Source organism: Micromonospora sp. NPDC000089, from assembly GCF_042899365.1.
GTDB lineage: Bacteria > Actinomycetota > Actinomycetes > Mycobacteriales > Micromonosporaceae > Micromonospora.
Genome location: NZ_JBIAZT010000002.1, coordinates 69,758 through 88,248, shown reverse-complemented (window position 1 = coordinate 88,248; position 18,491 = coordinate 69,758). Strand labels below are relative to the sequence as shown.

At 69.7% G+C, this 18,491-nt stretch carries 16 protein-coding genes and 2 tRNA genes; 13 read left to right on the top strand and 5 right to left on the bottom strand.

The features are described from left to right. Positions 1-530: 530 nt before the first annotated feature. The 9 genes from ACFY3U_RS03780 to ACFY3U_RS03740 all read left to right on the top strand — a co-directional run bounded on the left by ACFY3U_RS03780 (position 531) and on the right by ACFY3U_RS03740 (position 8,435). Entirely contained in the window at positions 531-965 is a 435-nt protein-coding gene (locus ACFY3U_RS03780; RefSeq protein ID WP_387194371.1) for an NUDIX domain-containing protein, read from the top strand. A gap of 37 nt (positions 966-1,002) precedes the next feature. Further along, positions 1,003-2,907 carry a radical SAM protein gene (locus ACFY3U_RS03775; RefSeq protein WP_387194368.1) on the top strand — a complete coding sequence of 635 codons (1,905 nt, stop codon included), beginning with the start codon at positions 1,003-1,005 and terminating at the stop codon, positions 2,905-2,907. After that, the gene (locus ACFY3U_RS03770; protein ID WP_387194365.1) at positions 2,883-3,506 is read left to right on the top strand and encodes a hypothetical protein; all 624 of its coding nucleotides are present in this window, start codon (positions 2,883-2,885) and stop codon (positions 3,504-3,506) included. The genes ACFY3U_RS03775 and ACFY3U_RS03770 overlap by 25 nt, the downstream gene beginning before the upstream one ends. Then, on the top strand, positions 3,503-4,231 hold the full coding sequence (locus tag ACFY3U_RS03765; protein WP_387194362.1) for a hypothetical protein: 729 nt from the start codon (positions 3,503-3,505) through the stop codon (positions 4,229-4,231). Before ACFY3U_RS03770 ends, ACFY3U_RS03765 begins: the two co-directional genes overlap by 4 nt. Before the next feature lie 9 nt (positions 4,232-4,240). After that, positions 4,241-4,876 (top strand): hypothetical protein, encoded by a 636-nt coding sequence (locus ACFY3U_RS03760; RefSeq protein WP_387194359.1) that lies wholly within the window; start codon positions 4,241-4,243, stop codon positions 4,874-4,876. Between the two features lie 11 nt (positions 4,877-4,887). Further along, positions 4,888-5,778: a protein kinase gene (locus tag ACFY3U_RS03755; RefSeq protein WP_387194357.1), complete on the top strand. Its 891-nt coding sequence runs from the start codon at positions 4,888-4,890 to the stop codon at positions 5,776-5,778. A 111-nt stretch (positions 5,779-5,889) separates the two neighbouring features. Continuing rightward, the gene (locus ACFY3U_RS03750) at positions 5,890-6,054 is read left to right on the top strand and encodes a hypothetical protein (RefSeq protein WP_357186169.1); all 165 of its coding nucleotides are present in this window, start codon (positions 5,890-5,892) and stop codon (positions 6,052-6,054) included. A 102-nt stretch (positions 6,055-6,156) separates the two neighbouring features. Beyond that, positions 6,157-7,080, top strand: a complete 924-nt coding sequence (locus ACFY3U_RS03745; RefSeq protein WP_387194354.1) for an aKG-HExxH-type peptide beta-hydroxylase — start codon at positions 6,157-6,159, stop codon at positions 7,078-7,080. Beyond that, a complete protein-coding gene (locus ACFY3U_RS03740; RefSeq protein WP_387194352.1) occupies positions 7,077-8,435 on the top strand; it encodes a serine hydrolase domain-containing protein in 1,359 nt (452 codons plus the stop codon). Before ACFY3U_RS03745 ends, ACFY3U_RS03740 begins: the two co-directional genes overlap by 4 nt. Before the next feature lie 61 nt (positions 8,436-8,496). Here ACFY3U_RS03740 and ACFY3U_RS03735 read toward each other — a convergent pair whose 3' ends face one another. Continuing rightward, the gene (locus ACFY3U_RS03735; RefSeq protein WP_387194349.1) at positions 8,497-10,077 is read right to left on the bottom strand and encodes a hypothetical protein; all 1,581 of its coding nucleotides are present in this window, start codon (positions 10,075-10,077) and stop codon (positions 8,497-8,499) included. A 455-nt stretch (positions 10,078-10,532) separates the two neighbouring features. Between ACFY3U_RS03735 and ACFY3U_RS03730 the strand changes: the two genes are divergently transcribed. The 3 genes from ACFY3U_RS03730 to ACFY3U_RS03720 all read left to right on the top strand — a co-directional run bounded on the left by ACFY3U_RS03730 (position 10,533) and on the right by ACFY3U_RS03720 (position 13,827). Further along, entirely contained in the window at positions 10,533-11,408 is an 876-nt protein-coding gene (locus ACFY3U_RS03730) for a replication-relaxation family protein (RefSeq protein ID WP_387194346.1), read from the top strand. 430 nt (positions 11,409-11,838) lie between these two features. Then, on the top strand, positions 11,839-12,087 hold the full coding sequence (locus ACFY3U_RS03725) for a hypothetical protein (protein WP_387194344.1): 249 nt from the start codon (positions 11,839-11,841) through the stop codon (positions 12,085-12,087). Positions 12,088-12,174: 87 nt separating this feature from the next. Then, on the top strand, positions 12,175-13,827 hold the full coding sequence (locus ACFY3U_RS03720; RefSeq protein WP_387195926.1) for a recombinase family protein: 1,653 nt from the start codon (positions 12,175-12,177) through the stop codon (positions 13,825-13,827). On the opposite strand, the gene ACFY3U_RS03715 is transcribed toward ACFY3U_RS03720, so the two are convergent. The 4 genes from ACFY3U_RS03715 to ACFY3U_RS03700 form a co-directional block, all read right to left on the bottom strand. Beyond that, positions 13,787-13,860: transfer RNA gene (locus tag ACFY3U_RS03715), tRNA-Ile, on the bottom strand. The two genes, ACFY3U_RS03720 and ACFY3U_RS03715, sit on opposite strands and share 41 nt — an antisense overlap. A 244-nt stretch (positions 13,861-14,104) precedes the next feature. After that, a complete protein-coding gene (locus ACFY3U_RS03710; protein WP_387194341.1) occupies positions 14,105-15,346 on the bottom strand; it encodes an NAD(P)/FAD-dependent oxidoreductase in 1,242 nt (413 codons plus the stop codon). Further along, positions 15,336-17,459 (bottom strand): MMPL family transporter, encoded by a 2,124-nt coding sequence (locus tag ACFY3U_RS03705; protein WP_387194338.1) that lies wholly within the window; start codon positions 17,457-17,459, stop codon positions 15,336-15,338. Before ACFY3U_RS03705 ends, ACFY3U_RS03710 begins: the two co-directional genes overlap by 11 nt. A gap of 303 nt (positions 17,460-17,762) precedes the next feature. After that, positions 17,763-17,835: transfer RNA gene (locus ACFY3U_RS03700), tRNA-Asn, on the bottom strand. 276 nt (positions 17,836-18,111) lie between these two features. Between ACFY3U_RS03700 and ACFY3U_RS03695 the strand changes: the two genes are divergently transcribed. Continuing rightward, positions 18,112-18,489 carry a hypothetical protein gene (locus tag ACFY3U_RS03695; RefSeq protein ID WP_387194335.1) on the top strand — a complete coding sequence of 126 codons (378 nt, stop codon included), beginning with the start codon at positions 18,112-18,114 and terminating at the stop codon, positions 18,487-18,489. The last annotated feature ends 2 nt before the right edge of the window (positions 18,490-18,491 follow it).

Below are 18,491 nucleotides of genomic sequence, written 5' to 3'. Positions count from 1 at the left end.
CGCCTTTCAGGCTGCCCATTTCCGGATCGCATTGAGCAGCGTAGTCATCGCGCACATAGGGTCACTCAGCGTCCAGCGCGGCGCAACCAGGAACGACGAAAGGGTGTCGATCCGAACCCGCTCCCAGGGCGAGCGCCATGCGGACAACCACTCCGTCCGCATGCTCGGTGTTCACGACTGCGGCTCGAAGGGCGAAGGTGTGGAGGACGGGGTGCCGACCACTCGTCAAATCCGCTTCGGATCTCGAGGAACCCTCGGAGGTGTTAATGGAGCACGAGACGAGGCCATCCTCCGTGGCCGTGACGGTGCTGGCATTGGGATAGAGCCCGCAGCTCGGGCATCAGGCGATGAGCCCAGTGCAACGCCCCTGCTGATGGATCACTTGGCTCTTCGTGACGTTCGGTCACCGGACCTAGACTCAAGGTCGTTTGCCCAGTGGTCGGCGGGCGCTGCTCATAACCGCATGCGGTTCCGTTGATACCTGTAGGCCTACGAGCTTCTGAAGTCAACGAATGAAGAGGGGTTTTCCCATGCCGGAGCGGGTCACCAAGGAAAAGGTTCTCTGCTACGTCGTACGTGACGGCAGACTGCTGGTCTTCCGGCACACCGATTACAGCTACGAGGAAGTCGGCATCCAGGTTCCGGCCGGCAGCGTCCGCGCCGGCGAGACGCCGGAGGCGGCGGCGCTGCGCGAGGCCCGCGAGGAGACCGGCCTGAAGGACTTCAAAGTCGTGCGGAAGCTCGGCGAGACCGAGTACGACATCAGCCCGTACCGGTTCGAGCTCCAGCGCCGCCACGTCTTCCACCTGGAACTGACCGAGCCGACGTCGGAGCGGTGGATGAGCCAGGAGGACCACGACGGGGAGCAGGAGCCGACGCACTTCGAATGCTTCTGGATTCCGCTGGAGGCCGCCCACATCCTCCAGTCCGGCCAGGGCGCCCTGCTGGGACGCCTGTACGACTGATCCCCGTCCGGTCACGGCCACCCCTGGGAGGCAGCCGATGTACGGCACCACCGATCAGCACGACCCGATGGCCCATCTGTACCGCGGCCTCGACGTCGAAGACGCCGACAGTGCCGTATCGGTGATCTTGAAGCTACGAGGTGAAACCTGCGACATCGACTGCCTGTACTGCTACGAGAAACGCAAGGAGGCCCCGGGGGGAGCCCGGATCGACGTAGGTCAAGTGCGTCGTCTCACCGAGCTCTTCTCGGGGCGTCCGCTCGCCGTGGAACTGCATGGCGGCGAGCCGCTGACGGCCGGACGCGACCATGTCGCCGAGGTCCTGCGCGAACTGGCATCCCAGCCCAGCGTCGTGCGGGTATCGATGCAAACCAACGGCATGTTGCTCGATGAGCAGTGGCTGGATCTGTTTGACGCCCTGTACCCGCGCCTCCAGATCGGCATCTCCCTCGACGGGGACGCGGCGGGCAACGCCTGGCGGGTTGGATACGACGGCCAGCCGGTCTACTCGCGCGTGGCCAACGCCCTGCGGCTACTGGCCGAGCGCGGCCGGAAGGTGGGCGTGATCGCCGCGGTCACGCCGACCGTGCTCGGCCGTGCCGAGGCCGTCCTGGACCACCTCGCCGGCTTCGAGGCGGTCAACGCCGTCAGCTTCGTACCCTGCTTCGATGCATCCGTCAAAGACACCACCGCTGCCCAAGGGCAGCGCCTTCCCGCGAGCCGGATCCTTCAGCGCGCGGCTCTGCGCGGCTCACAAGGGCCCGGGTGGGCGACCACCCCGGACCAGTACGCCGAATTTGTACTCGCCGCCACCGTTCGCTGGATCGGCGCTGGCCACTTCGCCCGGCTGAAGCTAGAACCGTCCGTATCCACCATCCGACGGTTGCGCGGGCTGGATACCGGCTTCTGTCACTTCTCCAACCTGAAGTGCGACCACGTCTTCACGCTCTATCCGGACGGACGGCTCGGCAGTTGTGACGAACTGCCCTGGCCACAGGCCCAGCTCACCCTCTTGGACCAACCTTCCGGGCAGAAGGCGGTCGTCGCGGCTCAGCGGCGGCTGCCGCTGCTGAACCAGGGCAAGGCACTCATGGAGCGGTGCACCACCTGCGCATACCGGTCCACCTGCGGCGGCGGCTGTGTGGCCACCCGTTGGCGTCAGGACCAGGCCGGTGACCAGGACGCCTACTGCGACTACCGGATGCGGATGATCGACGGCATCGCCGCACTCCTCGCCCAGCCCGCCCACCCGGCAGGGGCCTGGTGCCGCAAGGTGCGCTCGCACCCGCGTATGCCGAACAGCATGCGTGACGTCGCCTCATTCCTCGCCCACTGGGACCACCCCGAGGCGAACCGCCCACCTGTACGGCTGCGCACCAGCTCGCACGGCAACATCAACACCGTCGGCCTGCCCGGCGTGCACGAGGCCGATGACCTCGACCCGGCCCACCCCCAGTGGCGAGAGGCGATCGAGCCCGGCGCCCGCTCCCTGGTCGACGCCGTTACCCAGGACTGGCGCCTGATCACGTATGACAGCTGCCAGGGACATCTCTATCCAGGCCTCGATCTGCCGCCCGCCGAGCGCCGGGTCGGCATCCTGCCGCGTGACCGAACCGAGTACGCGCGAGCTGCTGCGGCCCTGTGCCGCGCGATCACCGCAGTGACCACCGGCCTACCCGCCGCAGTGCAGGTGGCCGTCGGGCGTGCGGAGCTGAGGTGCGAGACCACCGGACGTGCGAGCCCCGTACTCGACTTGGTGCTGCGCCGGGGCACCAGGCATGGCTGGCCGGCGTACTTCGATGCCGTTGACGCGGCCACCCGCGCCGTCACCGACGCGCTACGCGGCGAGCGGCCGACCGAGGACGGCTGTTATTGCCCAGCGCCTCAGAGCACTGCTTCGACCAGCGAGGAGGCGGCATGGGTAGCGTCACGGCCTCGCTGACGATCCATCAGTTGCTGGGGCGCATCGTGTACTTCCACGCCCTGTTCATCGAGCCCGCACTCCTTCCCAGCGCCGCGCGCCGGCCCGGTCCGGTGTGCTGCAACCATGGCCCGGACTCGGGCCGCAACACCGTCAGCGAGTTGTTGACGGACTCCGCCTGGGCGGCTCTCGTCGAGGTCGCCGCCACCCTCCCCGCCCATCATCATCCGTGCCCGATGGCCAACGACGCGTGCTGTGCCACCTGCCGCGTTGTGGTCGCAGCCGCAGCGGTCGGAGCTGGATGGGCGCAGACCGAACACCGCAGCTACCAGCGGGCTGAGCCTGCCGAAACGCTCCTGCGCTCCTGCCGGCTCGTGGCGGCGGCACGGCTGGGGCGGGCCTTCGCAACACAGCACGTCGCTTGGTGCCCGGCGTTGGACCACTCGACCGTGTGGGAGGCGCTGCCCGGCGCGGATGAGCTGCCGTTGACCGGCGAGCTGCTGGCCCTGTGGACCAACCCGACCGCCAACCCTCACCACCCTGTGGCCAGTTGGCTCAATCACTGCACCGGCCTGGACGACGTCCGCCGAGTGCTCGAGACGAGGAGGACTGACTCGTGATTCACATCGCCGAGACCGTCGCGGTCGGCAGCGTCGAGGGATTCGTCGACACCGAGGAGCGGGACCAGCTCGCAGCCATGATGAACGACTTCCTCAGCGATGAGGCCCGGCTCCGCTTCGGCGCGAGGCGGGCCACCTCCATCCATGAGATTCCCGGTCGCTCCAAGGAGCAGGCCATGGCCGTCTACGAGCCGGCCGGACGGATCGAGGTCCCAAGGATCCCGGACAGAGCCGAGGCCCTGCTTCAGCAGGCCTTCGACCGCGCCCGCCCCGCTCTGTCCCGCGTCATGCCGTCGATCACCGCTTGCCGGCCCTGGACCTACGTCGAGTACGGCCCCGGCCAGCACATCACCGGCCACCTCGACGGCATTGCCCCCGACCCGTTCGCTTGGCCGCGACAGATCGCCGGCATCAGCGTCGTGATCCGTGAGGCCGAGGCCGGCGGCGCGTTCTACGTCGAAAGCACGTCCAGCGACCGCCTGTGGAACACCCGGCTGGAGCACGACGCCCAGGAACAGGGATACGCGGGCGGTATGTGGCTGGCCCACGACGGCGCCGACCACTCCGCTGACTGGTATGCCGCCATGCCTCGAACCCGATGGAGCGTGAGCCCCGCCCCCGGCACCGCCCTGCTCTACGGCTCCCAGCTCACCCACGGCACCAAACCGGTCTCTCTCGGCCGCGTCGCGAAGTTCATCAGCTGGCTGATCGCCGAGAAGAACTAGGAGCGAGGCATGCTGCTGGCCTTGGAAGGAATCGCCGGAGCCGGGAAGAGCACGCTACGCGACCGGATCCTGGCCAACGCCGCCTGCGAGAATATCCGCCTCGGGCACATCGGCCAATTCTCCTGGCTGTCGCTGGAAGCGACCCGCTCCATCGTCAGTCTGCGGACCGGCCGTCCAGCAGCAGACGGCGTGCGGGCGGTGGCCGCGGTCCGCCGCGACCTGGAACTCCATGCCCGCCATAACCTCGCCCCCGCGCTGTCCCTCGGCCCGGTCATCGCCGACCGGCTCACCTTGTCGACCGCCTGCCTGATCGCCCTGCTGCACGACCGTCCTGTCGCCCACTACGTTCAGCAGCTCGCCGAGGTCACGGCCGCGCGGGCGGACCTGATCGTCCTGCTCACCACCGAGCCCGAGCTGTGCCATGCCCGGCTGTCCGAGCGGCCCACAACGCGTCGCTTCGGGGAGGACCGCCCGACCGCCGCTCGGTATGCCGACCTGTACGAGCAGGCAGTCAACGCGTGGACCGAGGCAACCGGCCTGCCCGTGCTGCGCCGCCCGTGCACCACCAAGCCCGACCTCGACCGGCTGGCCGCCGCCTGCCTGGAGCGGCTACGCCACACCGCACCGGATGCGGCGCGAACATGAGAAGGCAGCCCATGCACCTGCACCCGATGCACCCAGCCGCCTGGGTCCTTGACCAGCTTCGCTACGCCGGCTGGCACGTCCACGACCTCCTCTGCTTCACTCGCGCCAGCACGCTCGTGCTCGCCAGCCGCAACAGGACGCCTCCGGTGGTTCTCAAGGCCGGCTTCGGCAGCAACCACGTTCTGGCCGAACTCGACAAGGCCACCCGCAAGGCCGCCTACGGCTTCTACTGGTACGCGGAGATGACCGAGGCCGAAAGGGCCTTGACCCGTGAGGACTTCCGCCACGAGATCGCCGTCACCCGCGTCGCCCGGGGTGCCGAGCACGTCGTGCCGCTGCTGGAGCAGGGCAACACTGACCGGTTCGACTGGTACACGATGCCCCACTGCGTCGGCGGCAACTTCGGGCGGTACCTCACCACCGCCCTCAACCGAGACCAGGGGACGGCTGGGCTCAGTATCTTGGCCGACGTCGCCGAGGGTCTGCGCACCCTGCACGAACGCGGGATCGTGCACCGCGACGTCTACCAGGAGAACATCCTCATCCACGACGGCCACGGGCTGATCACCGACCTTGGCGCCGCGCGCCGCACAGAAACCTCGCGCGGCCCCGCCGCTCGGGGCCCGGAGGTGCACTGGCCGCCGGAGTACGCCACCTCCTACGACCGCGCCACCCCAGCGGCGGACACCTTCAGCCTCGGAGTCCTGACCTACCGCTACCTGTGCGCCGACATCCCCCGCTACGGCCCTTCCCTGCTGCACACCGCGCCCGCCGGACTCCGCCCGATCATCACCGCGGCGCTCGCCCAAGCACCCGAGGACCGGCCCGCCATGAGAGAGCTGCGCGACGCCCTGCGCCAGGCGGCCACTCCCGCCGCCACGCCGGCCCAGCGCAGCAGTTGACCCACCACCCATCGGAAGGAGACGCGGTGCCCACCGCCCGCTCGCCGCCACAGGAATCGGCTCCAGAAGGTGCACGACCTAAACCCCTTTTCGGAAAGGACGAGCGCACTCATGGACAACGACCGGATCAGCGACTTCCTCGCCGCCGTGGACGACCTTCGCGGCGACGACGAGACCGTCCGCAGCACCCGTCACACCTCCAGCGTCTCCGCCGAGGGCTGGCCGACCGCTGAGGCCCCGGCGAGCACCGCGGCACCCGAGGGCACCGACGTCTGAACGCCCCGCATCACACCGACGGCGCGCCGTCGTTGAGTACCTCCTGGGGCCGGACCCTCACAGGGCCGGCCCCAGGCCCAGCCCGTCGGAAGGACCCACCCCGTGGACGCGCCCGCCATTTCCTTCTCGTTCGCCCCCATTCAGGCCCACCACCGCGACCGCACTCGCCGGATACGCGCCGCCCTCAAGCCCGCCGCCCAGCCGACCGCCAACATCCCCGACTCTTCGGGGTCGGACGCCGCCGACTACTGCTTGGCCCACCACGTCCTCGAAGGTGCCGAGGCCGCCGCCCGCTCCCGCGAGACCGCCACCTTCAACTGGTACGGCGCCCACCCGGACGCGAACGCCTCAGCGCTATCGGCCCCCACCGCCGTCGGTCCGCGCATCGTCCTCGCCCCCGAGCTGGACCGCCTACCCCGCTCGGCGATCTCCGATACGCCCTACTACGTACTGGGCCCGGACACCACCGCTGCCCCGCCGGGCCTGCGGGACCTGGCCGCCACCGCATACGCCACCGGCGCGAAGAACGGTTTCGCCGACCTTCTCGCCGGCCACGCAGTCGTCGTCTGCCTGCTGCGCCACAAGAAGCTCGGCGACACCCTCGACAGCTGGACCCTCAGCCGGCTACCCGGCACCATCTACTGCGACCACGTCGACGAGCCCGTCGTCCTGGCTCGCGACCTGATTCACGAGGCGGGCCACAACTGGCTCAACGACGCCCTTGGCGCCACCGCCTGCGAGATCAGCGACGAAGTCAGGTTCTACTCCCCCTGGAAGAAGACGAACAGGCCCGCCTTCGGCTTCCTGCACGCCTGCTTCGCCTTCCCCCTCACCATGATCTACACCGCTCGTGTCCTGCCCGAAACCAGCGGCAACCTGTACCGATTCATGACCGCCTACTTGGAGCAGCAGCGCGGACTGCTTGCCACCACCGCCGCCGACCACGACCGAGCACTCGCCCTGATCACCGACCCCACATTGCGGGAACGCCTGCGCTCTGTCCACCGCGAAGCCCTCAGCCTGTGAACTCCACCGACACCTCGGTCCCCGCTACCGAGACCGCCCTCGCGGTCCGGCTGGGCGAGCCCGGCGTCATCCTGCGCGTCGGCCAGGCCGGCCATCCGACGGCGCAGGCGCACACTGGATTGGCCAGTCTCGAACTCGCCGCGCCCATCGGGGAGAACACCGCCTTCAACATCGGCTCCGTCGCCAAACAGATCACCGCGTACCTGTGCATCCGCGCCGCCCGCGACCGCCTTCTCACCCTGGACCGGCCCGTTGGCGACATCCTGCCCCGCTTCCATATCCCCGACGTCACCGTCGGCGACCTCATGCAGCACCGCAGCGGCATCCGGGACGCCGAGTCCCTGCTGTCCCTGGCCGGCTTCCGCGAACTCGACCACTACACCGCCGACGACCTGCTGCAACTCGCCTACCGTCAGCAGCACCGCGCCGTCGAGCCGAGCCGCTTCCTCTACAGCAACACCGGTTACCTCCTCCTCGCTGAAGCGCTCACGCACGCATACGGCGCCGGACTTCACGAGATCGCCAGCCAGCAGGTCTTCATCCCGCTCGGCATGGCCTCGGCCCGCTTCAAGACCGATCCACGTGAGGTGATCCCCGGTGCCGCCGCCAGCTACCAGGCCGTCGCCGGCGGATGGCAGCACCAGCAGCGCCCGGTCACCCTGCCCGGCCCCGGCTCCCTGTGGTGCGCCGCCGCGGACCTGGACCGCTGGCTCGCCCACCTCTGGCACGAATGGCACCCCTCGGTCGACGACGCGCTCCCGTTCGAACAGCACCTCAGCTACCAGCCCAGCGATCACGCGCCGTTCAAATACGGCGCTGGGCTGTACGCCGATCCGCGCCCCGGCCGCACCGCCGTCTTCCACTACGGCCACGAACAGGGGTTCTCCGCCGCCGCCCACCTCACCAACTCAGGGCTCCGCGCTATCTGCCTGTCAAACCACGCCGGAATCGCCGCCGACCAGGTGCTCGCCGCGGCCCTCGCCGACCCCACCCATGAATCCGGCGCTGATCCGGGCGAACTGCTGTCTCGCGCGTTGGCAAGCCTTCCTGCGCCCAAGACCACCACCTCCACGAGCAGCGCCGACACCGAAACGGCGCACACGTCGCTCGGAACCTTTGTCTGCGACGAGGTTCCTGGCGCCGTACGCCTGACCCGCAGTGCGGGCTCGCTGTACTTGTGGCGTCGGGGAACACTCGACCGTCTCACCTGCACCGGGTCCACGTACGCCGCAGACGGCTACACGCTCACACTCGACACCTCTTCGACGGCGAATGAGGTTATGTCGACGCCGAACGGCTTCGTTCTTGATCTCGACCGCGCACCGGGCCTGCACTATCAACGGCTGTCCGACTGACCCACGGCCACCCACCACATCGCCAGCTGGGGATGGGTCGAACTGCGGTTACAGGTTGTGACTATTTTCGCCACCAGGTGGCTCGTCCACGCATGCCGTGATGCCAGGTGTCCGCCTGGAGTCGGGCGTTGTCGATGGCCTGCTGGTCGCGCTCGGAGCGGTATTCGCGGTGGGGCTCGTGTGGGCTCCAGTCGCCGATAAAAGGCCGTAGGTCGCCGGGCTTGGGTTCGATGTCGAAGCCGATCCCGGCAAGAGCTCGATCTCCTTGAGTGGGGTCGAGACGGTCGGCGGCGTCTCGCGCCCACTCAATCCAACGGTTGCGGTTCTCCGACTCGGCCGGTTCTTCGGGCGCGGCCTGTCCGAGGGCGTCACAGAAGGCGCGGATCTCGTTGGCGGAGATCCAGGAATCGTAGGCCCGCTGGAACGCCTTCTTACGCAGGAGCTCTGCGGCCTGAGGGCGGGCCTCGTCGATGGCGGCCTGCCAGCGGCGACGCTCTTCCGCCCGCTTCCTTTCTTGCTCGGCGACGTATTCGTCATGGGCTCGCTGGGCGGCCAGTTTCGCTTCCTCGTCGGCGGCGATGCCGGCTTCGACGTCGCGGATGATGCGGGGAAGGCGTTTCTCCAGGGTGGTGCGCTTGTCGTCGGTCCAGGTGTCCTTCTTATCCCAGCCGGTGCGGGCGATCTCCATTCGCAGCCGGCCGGAGGCAACACGGTCGGTCTTGGGAAGCACCATCCACCGGTTACGCCGCAACTGTCGGGCCTCATCCTCGGTGGGGACGTGGGGGATGTCGTCGTACTCCTCGATCAGCCTGACCTTGCGACGGGTCTTGTCGACTTGAAGGTAGACCGACGGGGTCTTGGTTTTGGTGTTCACCCCGACCCGATGGCCTCGTCGTCGGGCTTCGGCTGCGAGGCCGCGGATCAGGTCCAGCGCCCGGGGGACGGATGCTTTCGTGACTTCCAGCCCGGCGGGATTCGTTTCCAAGGCGGCAAACACGAGGTCAGGGTCGGTGGTAACGCGGCGGGTGTTGAGTCGGATCCGGTTCCAGTCCGTCTCGTCCGGGTCGTCGTCGTTGGACAGGCGGATGATGAGGTCTCCGGCGGCGCGGCCGGTGTGCTTGAGGTGGAACCCGGCGGGTACGAGGCCGTGCTGCTTGGCGGCGTGGATGACCCGCCGATACCGGGCGCGTTCCTCGGGGTCGGGGCTGTCGACTCGCACGGTCCCGTCCTCGGCTTGAAGGCGTTCGACGAGTTGCCTGGCCTGTTCGATCGTCGCGGCGGATGTGGACCGCGTCGAGCCGGCCGCCGTGGTCGTCTCGCCGGCTCGCGGCTGGGTCGGGGCCGGTTTACCTTGCGTGGCGGTGACGGTGGTCCGGGCGCGCTGGCGGGGTGCCGCCCTCCCGGCCGAGAGGCGGTCCGGGTGGTCGGGGTGGATGCCGTTGTCGAGGTAGAAGCGGCCGGCGTCGGTGATCTGGGCCCGCCACACGCCGCCTCGGCGGCTGACGTCAACGAGCCGACGGGCCTGCAACGCCCGGGCCGAGAGACGCTGGTCAACCCCGTCGGGGCCACTCAGGTCGTCCCCGTCACCGATCCGCCGCAGCAACAGTAGTTGGTGTTCCTTCAGCGGATCCCATTTCTGCACGCTCTCGACCTTCGACGGCCACGAACTGATCCGCAAGCAGCGACACTCGTCTTCGCTTGGACGCAGGTGGAGTCAGACGCGCATGGCGACATCGGGCCGGCGGGTGAACCCCGGCGCAGACAAATCCACCCACCCTCGCGGCGCCGCTACACCGGTTCCATCTGACCTCTACAAATGCCCCTTCCTCACCTTGGAGTACACCCTGTTCACGCATCGATGTTCACCGCCGCCGCTGGCGGCTACCGCATCATCAACGTCTCCCGCTGACAGAGTCCGGCTTGACCTCCCGTTGCGGGTCCGGCCGACTCTCCCACTTGGCGTCCCGCTTCAACAGGACCCCCGAACGGACCCTTCGGTTCGGCTCACAGCCCAGGTCAGGGCCGCTGTCAGCAACGTCTGTCGTGATGCGACAGACCCTCCGACTGGGTCTCTCCCCCCTGGGGTGGTGATGGCGCATGCCTGATCAGCTGCTTCGTGTGCAGTCCCAGCTCACCGGCCGCGACCTCGTCCTGCTCGGTTGGCTGGCCGATCACGGTGTTCTCACCTCCTTCCAGATCGCCAATGCCCTTTTCCCCTCGGTCGATTACGCCCAGGAACGCCTGCGGGCCCTGATGCAGAAGTTGGGGGTAGTGGACCGGTTCCGGCCGCAGAAGCCCGACGGCGGCTCCTACCCCTACCACTACGTGCTGGCGCAACTCGGCGTCGAGGTCGTCGCCGCGCAGCGCGGCGACGACCTGCCGCGCAGGGACCAGGCCCGGCGGAAGCGTTGGCACCTGACGAGGCGGGCAAACCTGCCGCATCTGCTCGGGGTCAACGGCTTCTTCACCGCCCTGGCCGGTCACGCCCGCACCCATCCCGGCAGCGAGTTAACGCGCTGGTGGCCGGCTGGACGTTGCCAGCAGACGGGGGCCTTCGCCGAGCCCGACGACGATGTCGCGGCCCGCGCTTATACGCCGAGGTCGCGGCCGGATGGGCACGGCATCTGGGTCGAAGGCGACCGCAGGGTGCCGTTCTTCCTGGAGTACGACCTCGGCACCGAACGGCCGCTGTCCCGACTGGTCGACAAGATCGACGGCTACCGGGAACTCGCGCACGCCACCGGCCGGATCTGGCCGGTGTTGTTCTGGCTGCACTCCCCGGAGCGGGAGCGGCACCTGCATCAGGAACTCGCCGCCGCCGGGACCATTTACCCGGTGGCTACCGCCGTGCACGCCGAGGTCACTGGCATTACCCCGGCCGAGGCTATGTGGTGGCTGCACCGCTACCACGGGGCGTCGATGCGTTTGGCCGACCTCCCTGTCGGAGGCAGCCGCACCGAGCAGGCCGGCTGACCCACAGCGGCGGACCCATCCCCGGTGACCGGACACGCGCCCACACAGGCGGCGACAAGGGCCATCCCGCCGTTGACCAGGCGGCTCCGCGGCGCGCGTGCGAGCGGTAGCTGTCCGCGCCTTCTCCCGTCGAGGATGGGCGGAGGGTACCTCTGCTCTCGCCACGACAGCAAGCCCTCGAAACTGTCAGCCGCTCTCCGACCGCGCGTGAGTTGTCGTGAGTCGCTGACAGTCCGAATCGTCTGCCGGTGACAGCGCTGCGAGCTATCGTCCGCGCCCCTCACGCCAGGCAGCCGTGACCGCCGCCAGTGGGCTCTCCCGCATCAATCGGATCATCGCGCGCATTCGCATTCGCGCATTCGAGCAGGAAAGGAAACCGCATGAACGAAGGACTCCGACCCCAGCAGCGAGACACGCTTTTCGGAGGACCGTGGCCACCGCGCCCCATGACGACGAAAATGCCGTCCGGAGCTATCCTGACGACCCGTATTCCGGTACCGCCACCAATAACGGCGGTGCGAGAACCACCTCGACCGGCGGAAAGGAAACGACGATTCCGATGCGTATCGCACGCGTCGACACCATTCCCATGACCGCCGAAGACCTCGACAACGCCGCCGAAGCCCTCGCCGTCCTCCTCAACCAGTTCTGGCGCGAACACCCCGACCTCGCCGCCTGAAACCCTCGCCCGACACCGGGGCGGCCCACCCGCGCGTGGGCCGCCCGTCGGCCGAGCCACCCCAACCCCCGCGGAGGAACCACCCTCATGTCAGGTAAGCCCACCCCCACCAGCGCACCGAAGCGACGCGGCCGACGCGCCCCCACGAGCACCCAGCCCGACACGTCGACCGGCCCGTGCCGGGTGTGTATCTACATCCGGCGCTCCACCGACGACGAGCACCAGCCCTTCAGCCTGCTCGCCCAACGCACCGCCCTGCGTAAGTACGTCGAGAGCCACCCCGACTGGGTCATCGTCTGCGAATTCGAAGATGACGCCTCCGGCGCCACCACCGACCGCCCCGGCTTGAAAAAGGCACTCGACGCCGCGAAAGCCGGCATGTATGACGTCCTACTCGTTTACCGAGTAGACCGATTCAGTCGAAGCCTCGCTCACTTCATCGATCTCGCCGCCACCCTCGACGCCGCCAACGTACGATTCGCCTCCGCCACCGAACCCGTCGACACCGGCGGTGCGATCGGTCGCATGATGCTCCAATTCCTCGCCGTGTTCGCCGAATTCGAACGCAACATGATCATCGACCGAGTGAAGAGTGGCATGACCGCGAAAGCCAGCAAAGGCCAATGGGCCGGCGGCAACCGCCCCTACGGCTACCTCGTCGACCGCGACACCCAACGCCTGGTGCCCCACCCCGACGAGGCACCCATCCTGCGCGACATCTTCCGCCTCTACACGCGCGACCGTCTCGGCACCCGCGCCATCGCCACCGAGTTGAACTCCCGCGGCGTCCCCAACCGCACCGGCAAAAAGTGGTCCGGACACACCATCAACCGGATCCTGGACAACCCCGCCTACGTCGGGGACATCGCCTACCGCGACATCCTCGTCCCCGACGCCCACGACGCACTTATCGACCGGGACACCTTCCGACGAGCCCAGGACATCGCCAACGCCCGAGGCGACGTCCAAACCCAGCGGGCCATGTCCGACTCGGACTACTACCTCACCGGCCTGTTGACATGTCCGCAGTGCGGACAGCGCTACATCGGCACATCCGCCAAAGGCCGGACCCGCCGCTACCGCTACTACACCTGCTTCACCCGCACCCGCTACGGCAAACACGCCACCTGCACCGCACCCCGGCTCCCCGCCGACGACCTCGACCACATGATCCTGCAGGCCCTGCACGACTTCTACACCACCGCCGAACCCGTCCTGGCCGCCATGATCGAACGCGCCCACGCCCAACGCGACACCACCAGCGACGACCGGCGAGCCGAACTCTCCGCCATCACCAAGCAGATCACCAGCACCGAGGCGGCGATCGACCGCTACCACACGGCGTTCGAGAACGGCACCATGGACGACGCCACCGCCGGCCCCCGCATCCGCGAACTCCGCCAGCGACTGGCCCAACTCCAGGCCCGGCACACCGAACTCGACGCTGGCCTGACATCGCAGCCCGAGCCCTCGCCGCCCGGCACCGTCGCTCGCATCCGTGACCACCTGAGCGCCATCATGACCAGCGGCACCGCCACCGAACGCAAAGCCGCCATCGAGGTACTCGTCGCCGAAGTCCAACTCACCGACCAGGGAGTAGTCCCCGTGTTCAAGATCCCCACCGACACGACGATGCCCCCGCCCGAAGCGGACGGGGGCACTTCAGGAGTACCACCGGTTCGCACAATGGTGCGGTCGGTGGGGCGGGCGGGACTCGAACCCGCGACCGAGGGATTATGAGTCCCCTGCTCTAACCGGCTGAGCTACCGCCCCGTCACCGCGCCGGATCGTATCCCGCCCGGTCGATACCTGACCAGCGCCGGCAGGCCGGCCGCAACGCCGATCAACCGGCCCTCAGCGCCGTCGAAGACGCAGCACCAGCACGATCGGCACCGCGAGGATAACAGTGAGCAGCCAACCGAACGCGACGACGCCCCAGCGGCCTTCGGTGCCCGGCTCGTCCAGGTCGGACCGCTCAATCCGGCCGCCGCGCGGCTCTCACCCGGATGCCCGCTGGTCAGCCCGGCGCGCGCAGCTCCGCCAGCACCGCCCCGGCCGTCCGCCAGCCGCTGGCCAGCGCCCCCTGGATGGACGGGCTGTCCCGGTGGTCGCCGCAGACGAAGAGCCCGTCGCCGAGCGCCACCGGCTTGCACAGCCGGCCCTGCGGCGGCGGCGCGGCGGGCAGCGCCGCCGGCACGGAGACGGTGGTGAGGTGGTCCCAGTCCGCGGTGGACCGACCGTAGAGCCGGTCCAGCTCGCGCCGGATGGTCGGCTCGGGCGGCGGGGTCGGCCCGACCACCGAGGTGGCCACCAGGTGCCGGCCGGCCGGCGCGTACGTCGGCGCGGCCCGGCTGATCACCACCGTGTTGGCGACCAGCTCCCGGCGGTCCCCGTCGAGCAGCAGGATCGGCTCGTCCAGCGGGGCGGCGTCCGTACCGTGGTAGTAGGTGGTGTAGCCGTGCATGCGTACCCGGCCGAGGGCCGGCAGCAGGGTGCCCGCCGCGGGCGGGTCGACGGCGACCACGACGGCCCGGCAACCGATGTCGCCGGCCCGGGTGCGGACCCGGCCCGGCGCGACCTGCGCGACCGGAGTGTCCAGCTCGATCAGGTCGGCGGGCAGCGGGTCGGCGATGGCCGCGGGCAGCGCGGCCATCCCCTGGGCGGGCAGGCCGATCCGGCCCCGGGCGAACGACCGCAGGATCATCGCCAGCACGTGGCTGGAGGTCTCCAGCTCGCGGTCGAGCAGCACGCCGGAGAGGAACGGCCGGATCAGCTCCTCCACGATGGCATCGGAGAGCCCGGCCCGGCGCAGCGCCTCCTGGGTGGTGGTCTCGGCGGCGGCGAGCAGCCGGGACTTCGGCAGCGTGGCGCAGCCGGTGGCGAGCGCGGCGAAGCGCAGCCGGTCCAGCAGCGAGCCGACGCCGGCCAGCGCGGTGCCGGGCGCACCGGTGGGCTCGCGCACCGGGTTGACCAGCCGGTCCAGCCGGTCGCCGCGGCGCACCAGCACGCCGGAGGTGAACAAGCCCATGTCGAGGGTGGCCACGTCGAGCAGGGTGCCCAGCCTCGGGTACGCGGTGTTGAGCACCTGGAAGCCGCGGTCGAGCAGGTAGCCGTCGACCGCGTCGGTGGCGACCCGGCCGCCGAGCCGGTCGCCGGCCTCCAGCAGCCGCCAGGGCACGCCGGCGCGGTGCAGCCGCCGGGCCGCGGCCAGCCCGGCGAGGCCGCCGCCGACGATCACCACGTCCGTCTCAGCGGGCACGGTCGGCCTCCGTCCCGCTGCGGGCCGCGCGGGACAGCCGGCTGGGCCACCAGATCTTCGGCCCGATGTCGTACGCCAGGGCGGGCACCAGCAGCGAGCGGACCACGATGGTGTCCAGCAGTACGCCCACCGCGACCGCCACCCCGAGCTCGACGAGCACCACCAGCGGGAGCACCGCGAGCGCGGAGAAGGTGGCGGCGAGCACGATGCCGGCGGAGGTGATCACGCCGCCGGTGACGGCGAGGCCGGCCAGCACCCCGGCCCGGGTGCCCCGCTTGACCGACTCCTCCCGCACCCGGCTCATCAGGAAGATGTTGTAGTCGATGCCGAGGGCGACCAGGAAGACGAACGCGAACAGCGGGAAGGACTGGTCGACGCCGGGGAAGTCCAGCAGGTACCTGAAGATCAACGCGCACAGGCCCAGCGTGGCGAGGAACGACAGCACCACGGTGGCGATCAGCAGCAGCGGCGCGACCAGGGCGCGCAGCAGCAGGGCCAGGATCACCGCGATCACCGCCAGCACCACCGGGATGATCACGTTGCGGTCCCGGGCGGACGCGTCGGAGGTGTCCACGTTGATCGCGGTGAACCCGCCGACCACCGCGTCGGCGCCGGGCACCGCGTGCACCGCCTCGCGCAGGTTGCGTACGGCCTGCTCGGCGGCGTTGCTGTCCGGCGGGTCGGCGAGGGTGGCCTCCAGCTCGACCCGCCCGTCGACCACCTTGGGTGGCGCGTTCTCCTCGGGTGGGCCGGCCTGGCCGCCGGTGACCGGGCGGACGGCGGCGACGCCGGGCACCCCCTGGGCCACCTGGGCGACCTGTCGCGCGGTCTGCTCGGTGGTGTAGATGGTGGCCGGGCTGCCGGTGCCGGCCGGGAAGTGCCGGGCGATCGCCTCCTGCCCGGCCACCGAGTCGGTGCGGTTGGTGAACAGGTCGGTCTGGCCGAGGGTGGTGACGCCGAGCTGGGTGAGCCCGATGGTGAGCAGGGCCAGCGCCACGGCGGTGGCCGCCCAGACGATCCGGGCCCGGCGGGCGACGAAGCCGGCGATCCGGCTCCAGACGCCGTGCTCGGTCTGCGGGTCGGCCTGGTCCAGCCGGGGGCGGCGCGGCCAGAACGCCCACCGCCCGCCGAGCACCAGCAGCGCGGGCAGGAAGGTCAGCATCACCACCAGGGTGGCGCCGATCCCGACGGCGGCGACCGGGCCGAGCGCCCGGTTGGAGTTCAGGCTGGACAGCAGCAGGCAGAGCAGGCTGACGATGACCGTGACGCCGGAGGCGAAGATCGCCGGGGCGGCGCCGCGCCAGGCGGTCTTCATGGCGTCCCAGGGGCGCTCGTGCCGGTGCAGCTCCTCCCGGTAGCGGGCGATCAGCAGCAGCGCGTAGTCGGTGCCCGCGCCGAAGACCAGCACGGTGAGGATGCCCTGGGCCTGGCCGTTGAGCTTGATCACGTCGTTCTTGGCCAGGAAGTAGACGAAGACCGAGGCCAGCGAGTACGACATCCCGGCGGCCAGCAGCGGGGCGATCCAGAGCACCGGGCTGCGGTAGACGATCAGCAGGATGACCAGCACCACGACCAGGGTGACCAGCAGCAGCGGCCCGTCGATCGCGCCGAACACCTCGATCAGGTCGGCGAGCAGGCCGGCCGGCCCGGCCACGTCCACGGTCAGCCCGTCCCGGTCGCCGCCGGCGATGCCGCGCAGCTCGTCGACGACGGTGCCGATCCGCTCCCCCTCGGAGCCGTCGATCGGCACGACCACCTGCAACGCCTTGCCGTCCTGGCTGGCGATCGGCGGCGGCAGCGGGCCGACCACGCCGGGCACCTGGCCGAACCGCGCGACGTCCGCGGTGGCCCGCTGCCGGTCGGCCGGGGTGATGCCGGAGTCGCGCTCGTAGACCACCAGCGCCGGGGTGGTCTCCTTCTCCACGAAGCCGGCGGACAGGTCCTGGGCCCGGGTCGCCTCAGCGGCCGCGGGCAGGAAGGAGGCGTTGTCATTGGTCGCGACGTCGCCCAGCTTGCCGGAGTACGGCCCGGCGACGCCGCCGATCACCAGCCAGCCCAGGACGACCGCCACCGCGATCAGCGTGGCCGTCGCCCGACCCCGTCTTCCGGCCATCTCCACCCCTCGGATCGACGCACCAATCGACGCAGCGGGATTCTAAGTCGACATCGACCATCCTGCCGCCCAACCCCACCCCCCGTAACCAAAACCCCCCACCCCGCCCAGGACCACCCCGCCCCGACCACCCCGCCCGGCCACCCCGCCCGGCCACCCCGCCGACTCCTCCGTCGATCATGAGGTTGTTGCCGCGACACGACGCGACCGCCGACAACCTCATGATCAACCGGGTGGGGTGCGCGGTCGGGGGAAACGAAAACGCCCGCCGGCGGGGCCGGCGGGCGTTTCGCTGGAGCTCTGCTCCCCCGTTTGGACTCGAACCAAAAACCTGCCGGTTAACAGCCGGCTGCTCTGCCAATTGAGCTACGGGGGACCGCTTCGACGCCGCGTTCCGGATCTCTCCGGCGCTCGGCGACGGCACAAGAGTACAGGATTCCCGGGGGGTGCGGTCCAGGGGGTTACCGGATCGGGCGTCCCGGGGCGGCGGCAGATTTAACCGGGACAAATCGTCATCCCGGCACAACCAGGTATGAGCGGGGAGCAGGATGGGTAGTTAGCTGCCGACAGAGGACATGGGCGCGACAAGGTCGCTCCCCTGCGGGTGAATCCGCAGGGGGACGGCGGAGCGTCAGGTACGGAAGGAGCCGCCATGCGCGGAAAGGTCATGTTTCTCGGCGGGCTGGCTGCGGGCTTCGTCCTGGGCGCCCGTGCCGGCCGGGAGAAGTACGAGGAGCTCGTCGTCCGGGGCCGCAAGGTGCTCGACCACCCGACCGTCCAGGAGGCGGCCGGCGTCGCGCAGGCCCAGGCGAACCGGCTCTACAGCGAGGGCAAGGACAAGATCGGTCAGTCGAAGCTGGGCGAGAAGCTCAGCACCGGCGCCGACAAGCAGGAGCTGACCGCGGCGGACGACGCCTTCGCCGGCACGCCGGCCACGGTCGGCGCGAAGTCGGGCTCGGTGGGCACCGCCACCACCAGCACCCCGAAGCCCAAGGCGCCGGGCACCGGCGCCAACGGCAGCACGCTGTAGCG

What these genes read in the sequence shown, in the direction of transcription:
- ACFY3U_RS03780 (WP_387194371.1), top strand. Translation starts at nt 531, where the DNA reads ATGCCGGAGCGGGTCACCAAGGAAAAGGTTCTCTGCTACGTCGTACGT.
- ACFY3U_RS03755 (WP_387194357.1), top strand. Translation starts at nt 4,888, where the DNA reads ATGCACCTGCACCCGATGCACCCAGCCGCCTGGGTCCTTGACCAGCTT.
- ACFY3U_RS03775 (WP_387194368.1), top strand. Translation starts at nt 1,003, where the DNA reads ATGTACGGCACCACCGATCAGCACGACCCGATGGCCCATCTGTACCGC.
- ACFY3U_RS03760 (WP_387194359.1), top strand. Translation starts at nt 4,241, where the DNA reads ATGCTGCTGGCCTTGGAAGGAATCGCCGGAGCCGGGAAGAGCACGCTA.
- ACFY3U_RS03770 (WP_387194365.1), top strand. Translation starts at nt 2,883, where the DNA reads ATGGGTAGCGTCACGGCCTCGCTGACGATCCATCAGTTGCTGGGGCGC.
- ACFY3U_RS03695 (WP_387194335.1), top strand. Translation starts at nt 18,112, where the DNA reads ATGCGCGGAAAGGTCATGTTTCTCGGCGGGCTGGCTGCGGGCTTCGTC.
- ACFY3U_RS03730 (WP_387194346.1), top strand. Translation starts at nt 10,533, where the DNA reads ATGCCTGATCAGCTGCTTCGTGTGCAGTCCCAGCTCACCGGCCGCGAC.
- ACFY3U_RS03720 (WP_387195926.1), top strand. Translation starts at nt 12,175, where the DNA reads ATGTCAGGTAAGCCCACCCCCACCAGCGCACCGAAGCGACGCGGCCGA.
- ACFY3U_RS03705 (WP_387194338.1), bottom strand. Translation starts at nt 17,459, where the DNA reads ATGGCCGGAAGACGGGGTCGGGCGACGGCCACGCTGATCGCGGTGGCG.
- ACFY3U_RS03750 (WP_357186169.1), top strand. Translation starts at nt 5,890, where the DNA reads ATGGACAACGACCGGATCAGCGACTTCCTCGCCGCCGTGGACGACCTT.